The following is a 16126-nucleotide window of genomic DNA, read 5'->3' on the forward strand; positions in this document are numbered from 1 at the left end:
GCGATATCAGCCATTTTTTGATGCATCGCTACAACTGGATTCGGCCTCACCAATTCAACGAGGGGTTGGCACCAGCGCGGGCCGAGGAAAAACTTAACGTCGTGTCCGGGATTAGTTGACCACTACAACGTCTCATTAAATCGCAATTTGATTTTTTAGCTCATAAGACTCATGTCGGAAAAGGCGCGAGGCTTTCTAGGTGAGCTATCACAGGGGGTATCGTGTTTTGGCCATGCATGCCCTAAAAGCGGATAAAACTTTTACCCAACGCCTAGCGCCAAAAGCACGCGAGCAATCTCCTCACTGCCTGGAAGATCATGTCAATGCGTAACGCCCTGCGAATGTCCTTTCTTAGTCTCACTATCGCTCTCTCTGGATGCACGATTTCCGGTAATCAACCTCAGCCCACTACCGTGCAGGTTGATCTTCAGAAATATCAGGGCACGTGGTATGAACTGGCCCGTTTACCAATGTTTTTCCAAAGAGACTGCATACAGTCCAAAGCACATTATCGCCTTCGGGAAGATGGCCGAATTGATGTTACCAATCGCTGCAAGCAAAACGACGGTGAGTGGAACGAGGTAATCGGCATCGCGGAACCTCAACAACCAGGTAGGACAGACAAGCTCTGGGTGAAATTTGACAACTGGTTTAGTCGCGTAGCACCGGACGTAGCTAAAGGTGAATACTGGGTCCTTTATCACGATCCAGACTATCAATTTGCTTTGGTTGGCCATCCAAGCCGTGAGTACCTCTGGATACTTTCCCGTTCGCCTAGAATAAATGGAGCTAGGCGTGAACAGCTGGTGGAAGTTGCCAAACAACAAGGGTATGACCCCAGCCAACTGATTTGGCGCCAGACAGATCCGATGGAGCCTTAAGCGCTGCATTTTTCTGACGACTTAGTGCTTGTTAGTGGTTAACGTCAATGGGGAATGTAAGACCTGCCACTAACCCCGTCGCTATCATCCACGTAAATTCGCAAAAGCGATTGTCCCATGTACACCTTTCGAGTTGAGACATGTGATCAAGGTTGGGCGTTGTACTGAGCACGTTCAGTGCGGCCTAGCGTAACGCAGACTCGCTGGCTGAGTTGATCAAGGTCGCGACACCATTGCTATCGAAGCATGGTGCGTTGGTTCGCATCAGGAGCCCGGGAGGGGGATTTCATGAGTTGAAATTCGAAAAAGCCAATGTGGTGGAGAAATTCGCGGGGGAGTGACCGTTCGATTCCAAAATTTGCAAGTCCCGGCTAGTTAACGGCTCAATTGAGAGGGCCAACGCTTGGGCACTTGGCCAACTTTCCGTTAGGCTGTTGAACATTCCAAACAGAATAGTGTAGGGGCTTTTATGACATTAGTTAACGGAGTAACGCTCGCACTGGCTCTTTTGGGTGCTGTTTTAGGCGTCATCAACACTTGGCATGCGCTCGATAAATCTCGCGTAAAACTTCGGATTAGGCCAAAGCATGCGATTCCATTTGGCGGCACGGACGCACGTCTGAACTTCTGCATCGAGATTACAAATTTGAGTGCCTTCGCAGTCACTGTCGAAGAGGCCGGAGTCGCTCTCGACTCACCTGACAAGCGGCTTGCGTATACGAGCCCTGTGCTGATTGACGAAGGAGGCTGGCCCCGCCGTCTGGAACCAAGAACATCGGTCACCATTTACGGCCAAGCACCATCCACAAATGGCCTTCGTCTGAAGTGTACTTATGCGACTACCTCCTGCGGCGTTACCAAGGAAGGGACCAGTCCAGCGTTTAGGCAAATGGCGAAGCGTTCCGGATGAAAAAGGCATCGTTGCGAAGCAAGCTCGTAGGCGAGATGACTTGGAAGGGGCAAAGGAAGAAGGCAGCTTAAATTCGGGCCCCACAGACAAATGGTCTGATTGCGCCGCCCGGCAGCCGGTGCAATCAGCACGATACTTGGATCAATCGTTCGCAGATAGCGACCTGAGCAAGAGTGCTTGAAGGGCTATAAAAACCTGCACCTTTGCTCTGATCATTTTCCCGTCCTGACGGCCATTTCAGAGATCTGCCGCAGAGAAATTCGTCCTGGCCTAAAAGCTACTATCATTAATACGGCACCTCACTCTAAAAATTCAGGAGATGGGCATGTCAAAAGCAAGCGGAGAGAAAAGCGGGTCCGCACCGGCGAGTAAGGCAGGTGGCTCCAAATCACCACCAGTAGCGAATTTGCCAAGCACCACTGGTAAACCCTCAGGAGGTGGTCGAGGAAACGCTCCTGCTAAAGGCAAGTAAACAGACCAGAGGTTGGGTCGCACCATGGCAGCGCATGGCAACAGGCCTGCCTAGCCTTTACCCTCCGCCAGTTGTGTTTCATTTTTTTGTCAAAAAAACCGACTTTTGGGTAACTGAAAAACCAGCCGCGTTGTGGCGGTAACGCGGCTAATCGAAGAGTCTCAAGACACTGCAATTAAAGGCGTTTCCGGCCCTTCTCCAACTGCTAGCGCAATGTCACCTTCGAGTTCCAGCTTTGCCCGTTCCAGCAGTTCTCCTGGCAATTCTTTCTGCACTGAAACTCCCAGCTCTCTGAATTCCGACGCTTGTTTGATCAGGTTACCCTTACCGTTATAGAGCTGGCCCAAAGCCTTAGAGTAAGTCTCTTTGGCCTTATCAAGCTGGGTACCCACAGCCTGCATACTGGTGAGGAAACCGTTGAGCTTTTCGTAAAACTTCTGGGCCCGGCTGGCCAGCTCCGCGGTGTGCTTGTTTCGATCTTCGAAGCTCCAAAGCTGTTTAACGATCTTCAGGCTGGTCAACAAGGTCGTAGGAGTGGCCACCAATATGTTGCGCTCGATCGCACGTTGGAAAAGTGACTCATCGTGGCGCAGCGCTTCAACGTAGGCTGACTCGATAGGAATGAACATGATCACGACTTCGGGCGAATTCAGTCCGGCAAGGCGGTGATAGTCCCGGTCGGCAAGCTCATTGATCCGAGCACTCACGGCTGCGGTGTGAGCGGCTAGTGCTTGGGCACGTACAAGATCATCTTCGGCATTGATGTAGTCGGTGTAGGCAACCAGAGATGTCTTGGCATCAATAATCATGTGCTTGTTTTGCGGCAAGTATACGATGGCGTCCGGACGCTGGCGGCCATCTTCAGTATTGAAACTTACTTCGCGTTTGTAGTCAGTTCCAAGACGAAGGCCTGAGCTGTCCAAAACATTCTCCAACATCAGCTCGCCCCAGTTGCCTTGAACCTTCTTCTGGCCGCGCAGAGCAGTGGTCAGCTTTTCAGCCTGGTCAGTGATGTCTTTGTTCAGGACTTGGAGGTTCTTTAGCTCAGTTCGCAGTTCAACTCTCTGCTCAGCGTCCTTGGTGTGGATGTCTTCGATGCGCGAGCGGAAGCCTTTCATTTCAGTTTGTAACGGGGCAATCAGATTGTTGATGCTTTCCTGGTTCAGCTCTTTGAAGGCCTTCCCCTTGCGCTCCAGTACTTCATTGGCCAAGCGCTCGAATTCTTTGGTTAGACTCTCCCTGTTTTCATTGAGCTGCTTAAATTGCGCGTCGAAACTTTGCTGTTTTTCCACAAACGAGGTGTTGAGTTTGACGTGAGCGTTTTCCAACGCAGCATATTTTTCATTAGCGGCTTTGAGATCAGCGCATGTCGCCTCCCACCACGCTTTATAGTTGCTCAGCTCGTTCTGCTTTTCCTGTAATTGGGCCTGAACCTGGGCGAACAATTCGCGCGTCTCCCCCAGTTGAGTTGCGGTATGTTTGAGTTGAGCTTCGACAGATGACAGTTGGGTTTCCAACTTTTCTCTCTGTTGATCACGTTCGGACAATCGCTCCGTGAAGGTAACCACGTTGCTCGCTATTTGCTCTTGCAGCTTGGCAGCGGTTTCCTGAGCTTTGGAGTTGCTCTCACGTGCCACTTGTTCTGATTGTTGAGCGCGTTTTAGCTCGGTTTTGTGGGTTGTAATTTCCGCGTCCAGCTTGGCTATTTGATCTTTGTTGTTATCCCTATCTGTCTCCAGACGTCCATAGGCGATATCTAGAGCGGCCTTTTGCTCGCTCAACTGGGCGATCTGCGTCGCCTGAAGGGCTAGCTCAGCTTTGGCCTGCTCTAGACTGGATCGAGTGACCTCAACGTCTGTATGCAACTGTTGTTGGTTACGTTGGGCTCGCCAGCTGGCAAGCGCCCATGCGATGACGAAAGCGGCGAGTGGTAGCGCGACCAGAATCCATTTTTGCTCCACGATCTTCTCCTACACCTAGATTGCTTTCAAAATACGCGCCCCCGCAGACTGCGACGACGCGTCACGATTCTTATGCGTTTTTTTTGCCGAACCGATGGGCAGACCGATCCGAGATTCAAAGCAAGCGCAACAGAATGTCTCATTGTCGAAATGGCAAACAATCGCTCTCGCAGTGCCGAGCATAGACGACAATTTCGACGTAGTGGCCAAATGCTCTCTGCCGCGCCAAACAAGCAGGTATTCGGGTTCATCAGTAGATAGAAATAGGTAATAGAACGACATCGAGATGTCGAGGCGGGTGTTGATCGTCTTGGATATCTGGTCAAGCATTTGTAAAAGCAACTGTCCAGTGACAACGGTCCCTGATGGAAAAGGACCGAACTACTGATTGGATCAATGCCTATGCTTCTCTAATTGTCTGGCCGACGATTACTCTCACACCACTTGACCCCACCATGTTAGATCAGAAGCACCTACTCAACATTACGCCGCTAAAATGACGGAATGAACCGGCAACACTATGGCCGACACGAGGGAGCACGTCGCAACATCCTCATAGCAAGCTCTACACATCTTTCACCCGCACCCTTTTTCTCGCTTATGAAATACAATTATTTTTTATCCATCTTGACTTTCCCAAAACCTCCGCCAGCCGGAGGTTATAGAGTTTTCAATATCTAAAAGAAAAAATATTCTAGTTGCATACAAAAAAAGCATTGTCATACTCGAAAACAAATAACGATCCAGCGAAAACATATTTTATTATTAATAAATAAAATATTCAAAAATACCCCACTAGATTAAACCCCACAAACCAATTAGAGGATAAATATGCATAGCTACATCACATTGGGCGTTGGCAGCTCTTACCCACTTGAAACCCCTTGCCATGAAGGCGCTGCGGCTCAATTTCTTGTAAAGCCAGGAAACATCTTGCAAGTAATGATGCCATCGATTATGAATTCAGAGCTATCCGCACTAAAAAAGGGCAAAATACGCTCTGGATTCATAACTCAAGGTAAAACAATTTTTATACTTTTTGAAATCGGCGACCTCCTGTTTGAGTGTCCGTTTAAGCCAAGCATAATTCCTCAAGATCTCATTTCTATTCCTGACCTAACAAACGCAAATCAAAGAATGCTTGTGGATATGCACGTCATTGATACTGACACGAACAACCTCTGCGCTTTGCGCTCATTCACCTTGGCACCAGCTCTAACAGAAAAACTTATCGCCCAAGCGAAGAAAATAAGGGAGTCAGCAAACGTCACTTGTGAACTCCAAGATATCGTACATCAATCTCTTTTCAGCATGTTTAAGACTGCTAAACTATATAAATGTGGCGTGTAGTGCTTTTTAGACGATAACGTCTCTATGCGAAATCAACAGACCTATGGGCCATGCGAAAACCCAGATTTCACGTAGCAGCCAACCATGTCCAAAGTGCGTATTTCGGCCCATCGTGACCGCCCGTTTCGGTACATCGTGACCGACCATTTCGCTAACGCGTGACCGCTCATTTCGCTAACAACGTGACCGATTTTCCGCCTGTTCCGAAACAGCCGGTCACGCCCTTAGCGAAATGACCGGTCACGTTGTTAGCGAAATACCCTACACCCGTTGCGCATGACCTGAGCCGTCGCCACCCTTCGTCCCATTTCGGGGAATCGAAGGATGGCGGCGCAGCGAGTAGCCATGCGTAATATCAAAGAATGCCTACGCCTCAAGTTCGAGGCCGACCTGTCCCACGAAAAGATTTCCCGCGCCTTGCAGCTGTCCAAGGGCGTCGTCAGCAAGTACATCAAAGCAGCGCGCGACACTAGTATCGAGTGGCCCGCGCTGGCTCTGCTGGATGAGACGGCGCTCGGCGCCGCCCTGGTGCCCGCCGCCAAAGTCATGCACACACGCGGCGACCGCGTGTTGCCCGACGTGATCACTCTGCACCGCGAACTACGCCGCAAAGGCGTGACGCTACAACTGCTGTGGGAGGAATACACCGCCGCCCATCCCGACCAGCCGACCTACCGCTACACCCAGTTCGTCGAGCATTACCGCAGCTACGCCCGCACCCTCAAACGCTCGATGCGCCAGCAACACCGCGCCGGCGAGAAGCTGTTCATCGACTACGCCGGGCCGACGCTGCCGGTGATTGACGCGGCTACCGGCGAGATCAGTCAGGCGCATATCTTCGTCGCGGCCCTCGGCGCCTCGAACTACACCTACGCCTGCGCCACGCCGGGCGAAACCCAAGTGGACTGGTTGACGGCGTTGAGCCAGGCCCTTAGCTACTTCGGTGGCGTTCCCGAAATGATCGTGCCGGACAACCCTCGCGCCTTGGTCGCCCGGCCAGACCGTTACGAGCCGGGCCTGAACCGCGCTGCGCTGGAGTGCGCTCAGCACTACGGCGTCATCATGCTCCCGGCGCGTCCGCGCAAGCCACAGGACAAAGCCAAGGCGGAGGTGGCCGTGCAAGTGGTCGAGCGCTGGATCATGGCGCGGTTGCGGCACCAACAGTTTTTCAGCCTGCACGCCCTCAATCAGGCCATCGCCGTTTTGCTGGAAGACTTGAACCGACGTCCGTTCAAAAAGCTCGACGGGTGCCGACGGGACTGGTTCGAGCAACTCGACCAGCCAGCGCTCAAGCCGCTGCCGGCGCATCCATATGAGGTCGTGATCTTCAAGCGCTGCAAGGTCAACATCGATTACCACATCGAGGTAAATGGCGGCTTTTACAGCGTGCCCTCGGCCTTGTCCCGGCAAAGCGTCGACGCCCGAATAAGCGCCCATACCGTCGAAATCCTGCATGGCAATCGCCGGGTGGCCAGCCACCTGTTGCTCCGCCGGCGCGGTGCCTACAGTACCCAGAGCGAACACATGCCAGCCTCGCACAAGGCGCATCGCGACTGGACACCTCAGCGCCTGCTCGACTGGGGCGAGCGGATCGGCCCCCACACCCGGCAGGTCGTCGAACATCAACTGACCCACAAGCCCCATCCGGAGATGGGCTACCGCTCCTGTCTGGGCCTACTCTCGCTGGCTCGCCAATACGGTAACGCACGCCTGGAAGCGGCAGCCAGCCGCGCCGTGCAACTACGCGCACTTAACAGCCACACCGTCCGTAACCTGCTCAAACAAGGGCTCGACCAACAACCGCTGCCCAAGGCCACCGCCGTCGCACATCCGGCCCGCCACGAGAACGTGCGCGGTGCCGACTATTACACCCAAAAGGAGCTGTTCAATGATGACGCAACACACCCTTAACCAGCTGCACCAACTACGACTCAGCGGCATGGCCAAAGCGCTGGAAGAGCAGTGGACACTACCGGCCAGCCACAGCTTGAGCTTCGATGATCGGCTCGGCCTGCTGCTCGACCGAGAGCTGGCTTGGCGTGACAACAAACGTCTGGAGCGACTGCGCAAACAAGCCAAACTCAAGTATGGCGGTGCCTGCCTGGAAGACCTCGACCGACGCCCGGGCCGAGGCCTGGATGAACGCCAACTCGCGACCCTGGCCAGCGGCGACTGGATCCGCCAACAACACAACCTGCTGCTGACCGGGCCGACCGGCGTAGGTAAAAGCTGGCTCGCCTGCGCCTTGGGCAACCAGGCCTGCCGTCAGGGCTACAGCACGTTATACCTGCGCACGCCGCGCCTGCTGGAACAACTGCGCATCGCCCACGGCGACGGCAGCTTCGGCCGCACGCTACAACAACTGGCCAAAGTTGACGTGTTAATCCTGGACGACTGGGCTCTGGCGCCACTGGAAGAAAACGCCCGGCACGACCTGCTGGAAGTGATCGACGACCGCGCCGGCTCGCGGTCGACGGTACTGACCAGCCAACTGCCGGTCGATCACTGGCACGGCTGGATCAACGATCCGACAGTGGCCGACGCTTTACTTGATCGGCTGGTGCACAGCGCGTATCGAATCGTGATGAAAGGCGAGTCGTTGCGACGTAAAAAGACGGAAGAAGAAGCGGCATCGTGACCGATGCGGTTAGAATTTAGACCCCGCGCAATCGGGTGGAGAAACCGGTCACGTTGTTAGCGAAATGACCGGTCACGATGAGCGAAATACGCATCCAAAGCTTTTATGTTGTCAAACAAGGGGTCTGAGTGTGGGTGATGATGAAGAAAAGCCGGTCGATCCACTTGCGTCAATTCGGCACATGCTGCCTAACATTGAATCCGAAGATAGCTGGCTCGGTGAGAACTATCGAGGCTGGCAAAGCTTTGCGAACGCCATAAAGGTTGCGAGCGCAGACTACGACTGTGAAATTGTTTGTAGGCCAGAGCAAGGCTTCCTGCGAGTCGATTGCTTTTTTGCCCCGCCGCACATCAAAACCCTCGGTTACGCCATAGAGGCTGCTACAAGCCATATTTTTCAGCGTTGTGGTGAATACCCTGCTGAAAAGGCGGTCGTTGATGGCTGGGTCTGAAAGCTCTGCCAGCGATGCATCAAGAAGAGCAAAACAGGCTGATTCTTACGCCCTGGGGACGTAACGGTGCGTCGGTTTTTCAGATGGTTGAAAATGCCAAATGAGCCTGCTCTCAGTGGATTTTCAGGAACAATTTGATAGCACATGCTGGCGTGTGTACGCAGATTGTTCCAAGCGTGGAAAGTGGGTCTAAACCGTGCTTAAGATCCTCAACACCCAATTACACACCCAATTACACCCATTTCCAGCCTAAGAACAGGTCGGGTCAACCCGTGATGCTCTTCCTTAGGTCTTTGAACATCGCTCTGCCCTCCTTCGCAGCTATCCGGCCATTACGTGGCCCCTCAATTTTACCTTGCCCTGTTACGTCGTCTTCCATGCATGCTCCAAGGGCAGACCACGCAGCTCGGATATCCAGAAGCTCGTTCACGGAATACAAGTCGTCACCCTTTAGCCCAGTACGATGCTGATGCCTCAAAATTCTTGAAGAGATTTCCAGAATCGAGCTAATGATGGACTGTGCATCTCCACCATCAACTGGCCCTCTCGGGAATGCTGGTTCACTTCTCTGCCTCGTTATCGCACCCTTTATCAATCCGGCCTGGACCTCAATGATCGGCTCGATGATGCCGCTGAACTCACCGACTTTTGCCGCTTGGTCTCCTTGTGATGAGCGAGTCTTCAAAAGCGGCGTTCCCCCAAGCTTTCCGGCAGCAGCTGCCTCAATGAATGCCTTATGGATACGAGAAATCTGGGTGGATCTCCAGGATTCAAATTCGACCGCTTGTTCGAGGGGAATCTCAGGATGAGCTATAGGCTCCAACAGGTCGAATGTTGCGATCTGGATTGTCGTGCTTTTGCGGACGCCTTTGAGTGGATCGCCGTTTGCATCGAATGCAGCAACAGCTAATGAAACTGACTTGAGAATGACAACGCGGCCACAGTTTTGAGACATCCTGATATACATAACTTGTTACTCCTTCCTATTGTTCTTATGTTTTAAGTATAACATGTTAAATAGGAGTCCTAACGCACACTTAATAAAATGAGTGAATATTTTAATAAGTTTCAATGTTGCGTTATTTTGTGACGCTTTATTATCTCTGCGAACATTTTGCTCTTTTTGAAATCAGCAAACTCGTCTTCGAAAGTGCAGTAGAAAGGCATGCCGCGTTTGTGATGGTACGCAACCCACTCTTCATGTAACAACCGAAATCCGTCTTTCCTCGGTTTCTTCCAAGCGATTTCCGTACCACGGCGCTGGAACACAAAAAGGAATGCGAAGCCGCCCTGCTCTGTCACAGACTCGTATTTACCGGGTACGTCTTTCTCAAATGCACCTTTAAGTTCAACAGGGATGTTGGTGCCAGGGATAATTGAATCAGGTGTGTACCGATGCTTGCGAGTGTAATCAATCGTGAGCGGTTCGTACTCTAGGTTTACGAGATACGTTTCAAACATTCTCAGCTCAAACCAGCTTGACAATGGGATCGGCGGCTTCGGAATTTAGGTGATGCCATCAGGGGCAGGAGGAGCGGAATACTTAATTCTATTGTATTCATTAAATTTAATTAATAACTGCTGCTTCTTTACTTCCATCGCAAAGCTTCGAAGCTCTTCACATCCGAGAGACGCTAAATTCTCTGGGATCTGGATCATCAATTGGTGGCAACTATTAATAAAAGGTTAACTTACAACGTTATAATAAAGTAAAAAGGATGGAGAGGTAATACTTTAACGATATATTTGGGAGAAGGAGTTGAGTATAGCGTTAAGTACCTCTATAATAGGAGAATGAAACGGAAGTCCTAAAAATCCTTTTAAAGCATGATTCTGACGATCCGGAAAGACGGGTACGAGGATTTACGTTTCATCGAATTTAGAGTACAACTTTTGCTCGAACATACCTCAGCGTTGATAAACTCGTTGTGGGCTCCGGGGTTTTGTTTTGTTTAGGAGTAAATAAAACCTGGAAGTCCCCGGCTTTGGTTATGCTTCTAATTTCTCATCTGGCTCATCAAAACCTTTGCATAGAGTGGCTAGATATTTCATTTGCTTTTGCACTTTTTCTTCAACATCCAGCTCCATAACGTCGGACATGTCGTCCTCGGGTAGATCGAGCACGACTGGCACATTTAGCCGACAGGCTGTATCAGACAATTCATTCGATGGAGCCATTTCGTCGAACTCCACTTCAAGGCCATCAAAGAAATCATCAATCGCTCGTTTGATAATAGCGAGCATCATCTTCATTATTCTTGCGACACGTTCGGCCTCAATTTCGATTTCAACCTCGCTTCTGGATTTCTTTATTAGGCGCAAATGGAACGATGCGTTGAACCCCAGGTAGCTTGAGCCTGAATCTGCATAGAGGCCAAACAACCGCCCCCTGTTCTTTACGTATGATCGTATGCGTGCGTTGTTGGGTGGAAGCTTGACGTAGACTCGCCGTAACGCAGTCATGCTCCCAGCCTCTTGGTACGTAGGCATGGCGCTCCTTGCGTTCTGTACGAGCGTGTAAGCGGTGGGTGGCAGGCCAAGCATGGCGTTGTCGCGAGCTGGGTTGTAATTTAAACCTTCTTTGAGAATCAGTTGGTCAAACGTAAGACGGGTGGCTTTCAGTTTTGAGCCAGAGATCCATCTGCCATCGGGTCTGCTCAATTTGAACATGATGCCTTTAATGTGATCTGGATTGTTTGGCTCAGTTTTCACCTGGGTAAGTACTCCCCTTTCGTTTAGCTTCAGTACAAGCTCCGAAAAAGTTTTTGGTTTGTCTTGCTTCCACAGGTCACCGAAAATCCCTCTGAGTATTTTTGCTTGATCGCTGCCCTTTCTAAACACATCTCCGTTTTTTGCGAAGCATTGGTCAGGATTTTCCACGACCTTCAAATTATATTTCAGTTCAAGTTCTCTACATGCCTCCCAGCCTTTTTTGTAGCCGTTGCTATCGCTAACAATAGAAAATTGAGGAGCACGAGGTTTTCCGTTAGGTGCAACATCACTGTGAATTAATTGCGCTCGGCAGGCGATTATGTGAATGTGCAGATTGTCAGTATCGTAATGGGCGCTGGCAACCCATTTAGCACCCTTCCCATAGCCGAGGGCTTTCATATAATGTCTTGCGCAATCAAGCAATTCCTGTTTGCTAAGCGTTTCACCAACATCTAATGATAAGACGTAATGAGCAAACATTAGCTTAGATGTGCCCTTATATTTATTAGCGTGGCCGCTCATTTCGGCGATGATTTGAGAAGTATCGACTTCGACACTTTCGCTTCCGTCAGTATTTAAAGAGCGAATCAATGGGTCACCAGCGATGATGTTGCCGCCTATAAACTCAATAAACGGGCGCTTCTCACGATATTTCTCTGGTTCGGCGAAAATATATTTGACTCCATTCTCCGATATTTCCTGATATTCAAGTTGCTCACCAATCATTTTTGTTGCTCCTTTTATTATTTTTATTGTGTTAGGAAGCTTTCTATAATTTCGACTTTTTCGAGCAAGCCGTGAATCGTATGCACTACATCGACTGGTAACTCTGACTCGATAGCGTACTGTTCTAAATCGTGGCATGAGAATGCCAAATCCCCCAAATAGGCTGAGGCTGCCTGGATTTGCGGATTGTTTGCCGTCAATATTCTGCGCTTGCTACAAAATTCCAGAATCTTTTCCCGCAAAAGACCAGAAATTGTCGGATATCCCAACTCTTCACTTATTGCTTTGATGGCCTGAAACTCTTCAGGTATCAGATAAACTTTTAAGATCTTGCTCTGACGTATTATTTTTCGAGGCGCACCGCCCTTGTTCTTAATAAATACTTTTTCCGACATGTCGCTCACCATTTATTATTTTTATTTTTGGCTTTTATGTTTTTGATTTGAATCGCGCAGAATCCGAAGGATTTGAGCAGAAGCCCGTCGAAAGCACCGTGTACGAGAGAATCGAGGTATCACGGGGCTGTGAGACATAGCTTGCATTTCTAGTCAATAAAAATATTATACCACCTTAGTATTGACTTTTTTGAAGCTTTATTAATTTTTTCTAATTATTTTCTTGCAATCTATATCCTTTCTACTATGCTTCTAGGAAGGCAGTGGTTTTCATAGCGTAAAGTCAGTTCTGTCTACGCATGCGTTAAGGCCAGCTAACGCTGAAATCGGCCAGCGGGTTGGTGTGTAGACCCAACCCCTCCGATGCGTGACCAAAATTAGAAGTGAAGTGCATGCCCGAAAACGTTGAACGGCATAGAGAAAAAGCGGAGTACGGCGATAGAAGAGCATGCATTCACTGTTAAGCCTTTGCGTATTGAGCCCCCAACGCAACATCCGTTTTTCAGGATGTTGCGTGGGGCATTCGGTCAAAAGACTGCGGAACCTAGCTCCCAGACGGAGAAAAGAATGAGGCCAAGAAAGGAAAAAGCTCAAAAACTGATAGATAAGTGCGGGGTTCTCTATTGGAAATGGCAAGAGCTGCTTGAGAAAACAGAGGACGATGTAGAGGCCGAACGGCAGGGCAATAAGCGTATGGGTCGCCCTCCTATCCCGCTGAAAACTTTGCGAGAGCGAGCAGAAACTGCGTACCAGCAAGAATTGGCAGAGCTTCGTGAGTTCGAAATACAACTAGGAATTGAAGAAACACCTGAGGTTGAAATAATTGAAAATGGCGAGCGACTCCGCCAGAAAGGCCCTGGTCGCCCTGGGATCAGCGAGATCGGCAGAAAATTCCGACACTTGCGCCGTAAGCTGAAGCATCTGGAAGATGCCATGTCTGCTGTCGATGAAACGGCATCGCCTGTTTATGACGGCTTGGGTCGTCCAGCAATGTCATCGAGAGAGCGCATTGGTTATTATCAGCGCGATATCGAACAGATAAAAAAGGATATCGACGCCGAGCTGTCGAAAATGTCGTCTGCGGAACGCACAAAGATTTTGCTAGACAATGCGCGAATCGACCGGCGCGATTTGAATATGAAGCTTAAAAAAGAACCTGAGAACAACGAGGCGATTCAGGCGTTGATTGAAAAGCTAGACTCTGAAATCAGCTCACTGGAGCAACAACTCGAAGAGGAAGGTCAGGCGTCGAAACCTTTTGTCCAAGCGCCACTGATTACGCAGGTCGTTCGTTCCCCGCGAGAATATTCGCCAGCCGTTTCTGAACTCATCAGGAAATTGGAGTCCCAGCTGATCGTGACGAATCCACCAGCTGAGTTGACACTCGAATCGCTGGAAAAATATAAGGCCGAAGTAGCCCTAGCAAATGAATTCAATGGGGCTATTGTTAGCCAAATAGAAGCACTGAAATCCGTTTAACCGAACATCAGCCACGGATGGCTTGCTCCTCACACCGAAAACATTGAGATTAAAAATGTCCAAGATTGCAGAATTTAAAGCCCTGGAAGCCCAGCTCGCGGAACACATTCGTCAGCTGGACGAAATGAAGAACGATGATGGCCTAAAGAAGGAAATTGAATTCGAAACCAAGCTCCGCACTTTGATGGGCGAGTACAGCGTCTCACTGCCAGCCATCATCGCCCTGCTCGACCCAACCGCACGCCGTAGTACCAAACCAGTCGAAGCCAAGCTGGCTCGCAAGGCTCGCGCAGTGAAGCGCTACAAGAACCCTCATACTGGCGAACTGATCGAGACGAAGGGTGGCAACCACAAGCTGCTTAAAGAATGGAAATCCGAGCACGGTGCTCAAGAGGTTGAATCCTGGCTTCAGTGAAGCTCTATAATCGGTCTATAGTCGGTCTATAATTGCCTATAATCCGAAGCAGATCAGGCGCCCTTCCCCTTCGGATCGGCGCTTTTTTTGTGCCCAAGTGGTTTATCACTGCTCGCCAAAAATTATGTCCATGTCTCCGGATTTGAAGTGCCAAAGATCAGCGATGTGCTTTGATTCGGATTCTCGAAGCAGGTCTGCGGCGGGTGAAAATGTTGAGGCATAGAGATGGATGAAGTGGGCCATGATGTGAACGCTTATCTGGAGACCAGCCTCGCTCATCCTCGCTTGAGTTGCCAGGTCTTGCGCCTGCCCAATCTGCATCGCACTGATGTAACTGCTATGCGAATAACCGCACAGGTAGCCATAGACATTATCAAAGTACTTGCGGTGAAAACCTGCCCTCACGGCTTCGTCAGCCCATGACCAGCCTACCCGCCAGTTGCCCTTCAGGAGCTGATCCACCTGTTTCGGTGTATAGGCCTTAAGGCGCTCAGAAGCCTGGATATAGCGCAGCAGTTCCATCTGCTGCACTCTGGCGTCATCTTGTTTCGCTCGGCCCTCAGCGCTCGTGGCCGTGTGATTCACTCTGTCGTTCAAGCCTGCGTACTGCCACACGCGGTGACGGAACTGCGAAATCTGAAAGTCGCCACCAAACAACCAGTGGAGTGTCAAAAATGTCTCGATATTTGCCCTCGCAAGAATCGATACAGAACCTTGGTCAATAAACTCATACGCCTTGCCCGTTTTGCTTTGAAAAACGCACCCCGTCGAAATCGTCTTCGTGGAGCACAGCTGCTTGAATAACTTCAATGAGAGCGTCTGGATGTCGTTCAGGAATTCCATGCCAGGAATGATCGGGCTGTTAAGTCGCGAATTGATGACAAGGATCATTAGCTCCATCAGCGCATCGAAATCCTGTTCGATATCTCTTGGGAACGCAGTCATCTCAAATACCCCCGCCCTTTCACCAGAAGCAGCGTTCTGACCCAGAGTTTCTTCCAGACCGGCGTATCCCATGCAAAACCAATTGTAGGCCTGCTCTGAGTGACCGACTTCGCAAATGCACCAATCGGAGTGTCGCGGCGGATGTAGCCAATTTCGAAATAGTCGCTGCGCTTTTCTAAGACGCTTTCGCCACGCTGGTAAAGATGACTGTCATGGAAGTCGCTCAGCTCACGCTCCAATGGAATTGAGGAAAATTTGAAGTCAGGATCAATGAACCCGTAATCCGCCAATTGAATGGGGTGATCGCTGTGGCTCACAACATGCATCATTGTTTCCCTGATGATCTCTGGCCGGACTGTTCCTGGGCGAACCGCGAAACGGTCACGCTTACCGCGCATCTGAAGCCAGAGGCTCCACACCCCTGTGCAGGCCGCAATTACTGCCCCCACAAGCGTGATAAGCTTCGTTAAAGACTCAACGTCCATGTGCCCTCCCAGGGACTTTGTGGTGGCCAATTGTTACCAAACCTGGCGCCAAAGCCCATCATTAAATCCTCTTAATGTCCTAGCGTTACCAAAACGTTACCAAAGGGTTTTAGGAAGGAAAACAAAAAACCCGCGCAGCCCATGAGCCATGCGGGTTTCAAATCGATACTTAAACGTTTAATAATCAATCTTCGAGGGATTTTAAGTCCCATGCGTCTACCAGTTTCGCCATTCGGGCGGTAGCGCGGTCAAGCAGCCTGAATTTCACCAGTCACTCCTGGCAGATCCGACGCTTGTGCAGCAGAG

At 50.4% G+C, this 16126-nt stretch carries 14 protein-coding genes; 7 read left to right on the top strand and 7 right to left on the bottom strand.

Annotation, left to right across the window (positions count from 1 at the left end; all coding sequences use genetic code 11):
* The first annotated feature begins 317 nt into the window (after positions 1–317).
* Positions 318–881, top strand: coding sequence for a lipocalin family protein (locus tag IMW75_RS12945; RefSeq protein ID WP_205892820.1), 564 nt, complete (start codon positions 318–320; stop codon positions 879–881).
* A gap of 1543 nt (positions 882–2424) precedes the next feature.
* Here the strand turns inward: IMW75_RS12945 and IMW75_RS27255 are convergent.
* On the bottom strand, positions 2425–4224 hold the full coding sequence (locus IMW75_RS27255) for a DNA recombination protein RmuC (RefSeq protein ID WP_205892821.1): 1800 nt from the start codon (positions 4222–4224) through the stop codon (positions 2425–2427).
* Positions 4225–5055: 831 nt separating this feature from the next.
* On the opposite strand from IMW75_RS27255, the gene IMW75_RS12955 reads away from it, so the two are divergent.
* From IMW75_RS12955 to IMW75_RS12970, 4 genes are all read left to right on the top strand, one after another.
* A complete protein-coding gene (locus IMW75_RS12955; protein WP_205892822.1) occupies positions 5056–5574 on the top strand; it encodes a hypothetical protein in 519 nt (172 codons plus the stop codon).
* A gap of 324 nt (positions 5575–5898) precedes the next feature.
* Positions 5899–7485, top strand: a complete 1587-nt coding sequence (istA, locus tag IMW75_RS12960; RefSeq protein ID WP_205892823.1) for an IS21 family transposase — start codon at positions 5899–5901, stop codon at positions 7483–7485.
* Complete coding sequence (gene istB, locus IMW75_RS12965) at positions 7463–8212, top strand: IS21-like element helper ATPase IstB (RefSeq protein WP_205892824.1); 750 nt, start codon at positions 7463–7465, stop codon at positions 8210–8212. Before istA ends, istB begins: the two co-directional genes overlap by 23 nt.
* A 130-nt stretch (positions 8213–8342) precedes the next feature.
* Entirely contained in the window at positions 8343–8663 is a 321-nt protein-coding gene (locus tag IMW75_RS12970) for a hypothetical protein (RefSeq protein WP_205892825.1), read from the top strand.
* A gap of 265 nt (positions 8664–8928) precedes the next feature.
* Here the strand turns inward: IMW75_RS12970 and IMW75_RS12975 are convergent, their stop codons facing one another.
* The 4 genes from IMW75_RS12975 to IMW75_RS12990 form a co-directional block, all read right to left on the bottom strand.
* Positions 8929–9630: a hypothetical protein gene (locus tag IMW75_RS12975; RefSeq protein WP_205892826.1), complete on the bottom strand. Its 702-nt coding sequence runs from the start codon at positions 9628–9630 to the stop codon at positions 8929–8931.
* 101 nt (positions 9631–9731) lie between these two features.
* Positions 9732–10124: a PDDEXK family nuclease gene (locus tag IMW75_RS12980; RefSeq protein ID WP_205892827.1), complete on the bottom strand. Its 393-nt coding sequence runs from the start codon at positions 10122–10124 to the stop codon at positions 9732–9734.
* Positions 10125–10652: 528 nt separating this feature from the next.
* On the bottom strand, positions 10653–12101 hold the full coding sequence (locus IMW75_RS12985) for a relaxase/mobilization nuclease domain-containing protein (RefSeq protein ID WP_205892828.1): 1449 nt from the start codon (positions 12099–12101) through the stop codon (positions 10653–10655).
* A gap of 23 nt (positions 12102–12124) precedes the next feature.
* Entirely contained in the window at positions 12125–12496 is a 372-nt protein-coding gene (locus IMW75_RS12990; RefSeq protein WP_205892829.1) for a hypothetical protein, read from the bottom strand.
* A 567-nt stretch (positions 12497–13063) separates the two neighbouring features.
* Between IMW75_RS12990 and IMW75_RS12995 the strand changes: the two genes are divergently transcribed.
* Both IMW75_RS12995 and IMW75_RS13000 read left to right on the top strand, forming a co-directional pair.
* Entirely contained in the window at positions 13064–13975 is a 912-nt protein-coding gene (locus IMW75_RS12995; protein WP_205892830.1) for a hypothetical protein, read from the top strand.
* Between the two features lie 55 nt (positions 13976–14030).
* The gene (locus IMW75_RS13000; RefSeq protein WP_205892831.1) at positions 14031–14390 is read left to right on the top strand and encodes a histone-like nucleoid-structuring protein, MvaT/MvaU family; all 360 of its coding nucleotides are present in this window, start codon (positions 14031–14033) and stop codon (positions 14388–14390) included.
* 105 nt (positions 14391–14495) lie between these two features.
* Here the strand turns inward: IMW75_RS13000 and IMW75_RS13005 are convergent, their stop codons facing one another.
* On the bottom strand, positions 14496–15335 hold the full coding sequence (locus tag IMW75_RS13005) for a hypothetical protein (RefSeq protein WP_205892832.1): 840 nt from the start codon (positions 15333–15335) through the stop codon (positions 14496–14498).
* Entirely contained in the window at positions 15332–15820 is a 489-nt protein-coding gene (locus tag IMW75_RS13010) for a hypothetical protein (protein ID WP_205892833.1), read from the bottom strand. Before IMW75_RS13010 ends, IMW75_RS13005 begins: the two co-directional genes overlap by 4 nt.
* Positions 15821–16126 lie beyond the last annotated feature (306 nt).

The organism is Pseudomonas gregormendelii (genome assembly GCF_017114825.1).
In the GTDB taxonomy this organism is placed as follows: Bacteria; Pseudomonadota; Gammaproteobacteria; order Pseudomonadales; family Pseudomonadaceae; genus Aquipseudomonas; species Aquipseudomonas gregormendelii.

Excerpts from the sequence above, each read along its gene's own strand:
- IMW75_RS13010 (WP_205892833.1), bottom strand. The coding sequence starts at position 15,820 with ATGGACGTTGAGTCTTTAACGAAGCTTATCACGCTTGTGGGGGCAGTA.
- IMW75_RS12980 (WP_205892827.1), bottom strand. The coding sequence starts at position 10,124 with ATGTTTGAAACGTATCTCGTAAACCTAGAGTACGAACCGCTCACGATT.
- istA (WP_205892823.1), top strand. The coding sequence starts at position 5,899 with ATGGCGGCGCAGCGAGTAGCCATGCGTAATATCAAAGAATGCCTACGC.
- IMW75_RS12945 (WP_205892820.1), top strand. The coding sequence starts at position 318 with ATGTCAATGCGTAACGCCCTGCGAATGTCCTTTCTTAGTCTCACTATC.
- IMW75_RS13000 (WP_205892831.1), top strand. The coding sequence starts at position 14,031 with ATGTCCAAGATTGCAGAATTTAAAGCCCTGGAAGCCCAGCTCGCGGAA.
- IMW75_RS12955 (WP_205892822.1), top strand. The coding sequence starts at position 5,056 with ATGCATAGCTACATCACATTGGGCGTTGGCAGCTCTTACCCACTTGAA.
- IMW75_RS12985 (WP_205892828.1), bottom strand. The coding sequence starts at position 12,101 with ATGATTGGTGAGCAACTTGAATATCAGGAAATATCGGAGAATGGAGTC.
- IMW75_RS12990 (WP_205892829.1), bottom strand. The coding sequence starts at position 12,496 with ATGTCGGAAAAAGTATTTATTAAGAACAAGGGCGGTGCGCCTCGAAAA.
- IMW75_RS12975 (WP_205892826.1), bottom strand. The coding sequence starts at position 9,630 with ATGTATATCAGGATGTCTCAAAACTGTGGCCGCGTTGTCATTCTCAAG.
- IMW75_RS12995 (WP_205892830.1), top strand. The coding sequence starts at position 13,064 with ATGAGGCCAAGAAAGGAAAAAGCTCAAAAACTGATAGATAAGTGCGGG.
- istB (WP_205892824.1), top strand. The coding sequence starts at position 7,463 with ATGATGACGCAACACACCCTTAACCAGCTGCACCAACTACGACTCAGC.
- IMW75_RS13005 (WP_205892832.1), bottom strand. The coding sequence starts at position 15,335 with ATGACTGCGTTCCCAAGAGATATCGAACAGGATTTCGATGCGCTGATG.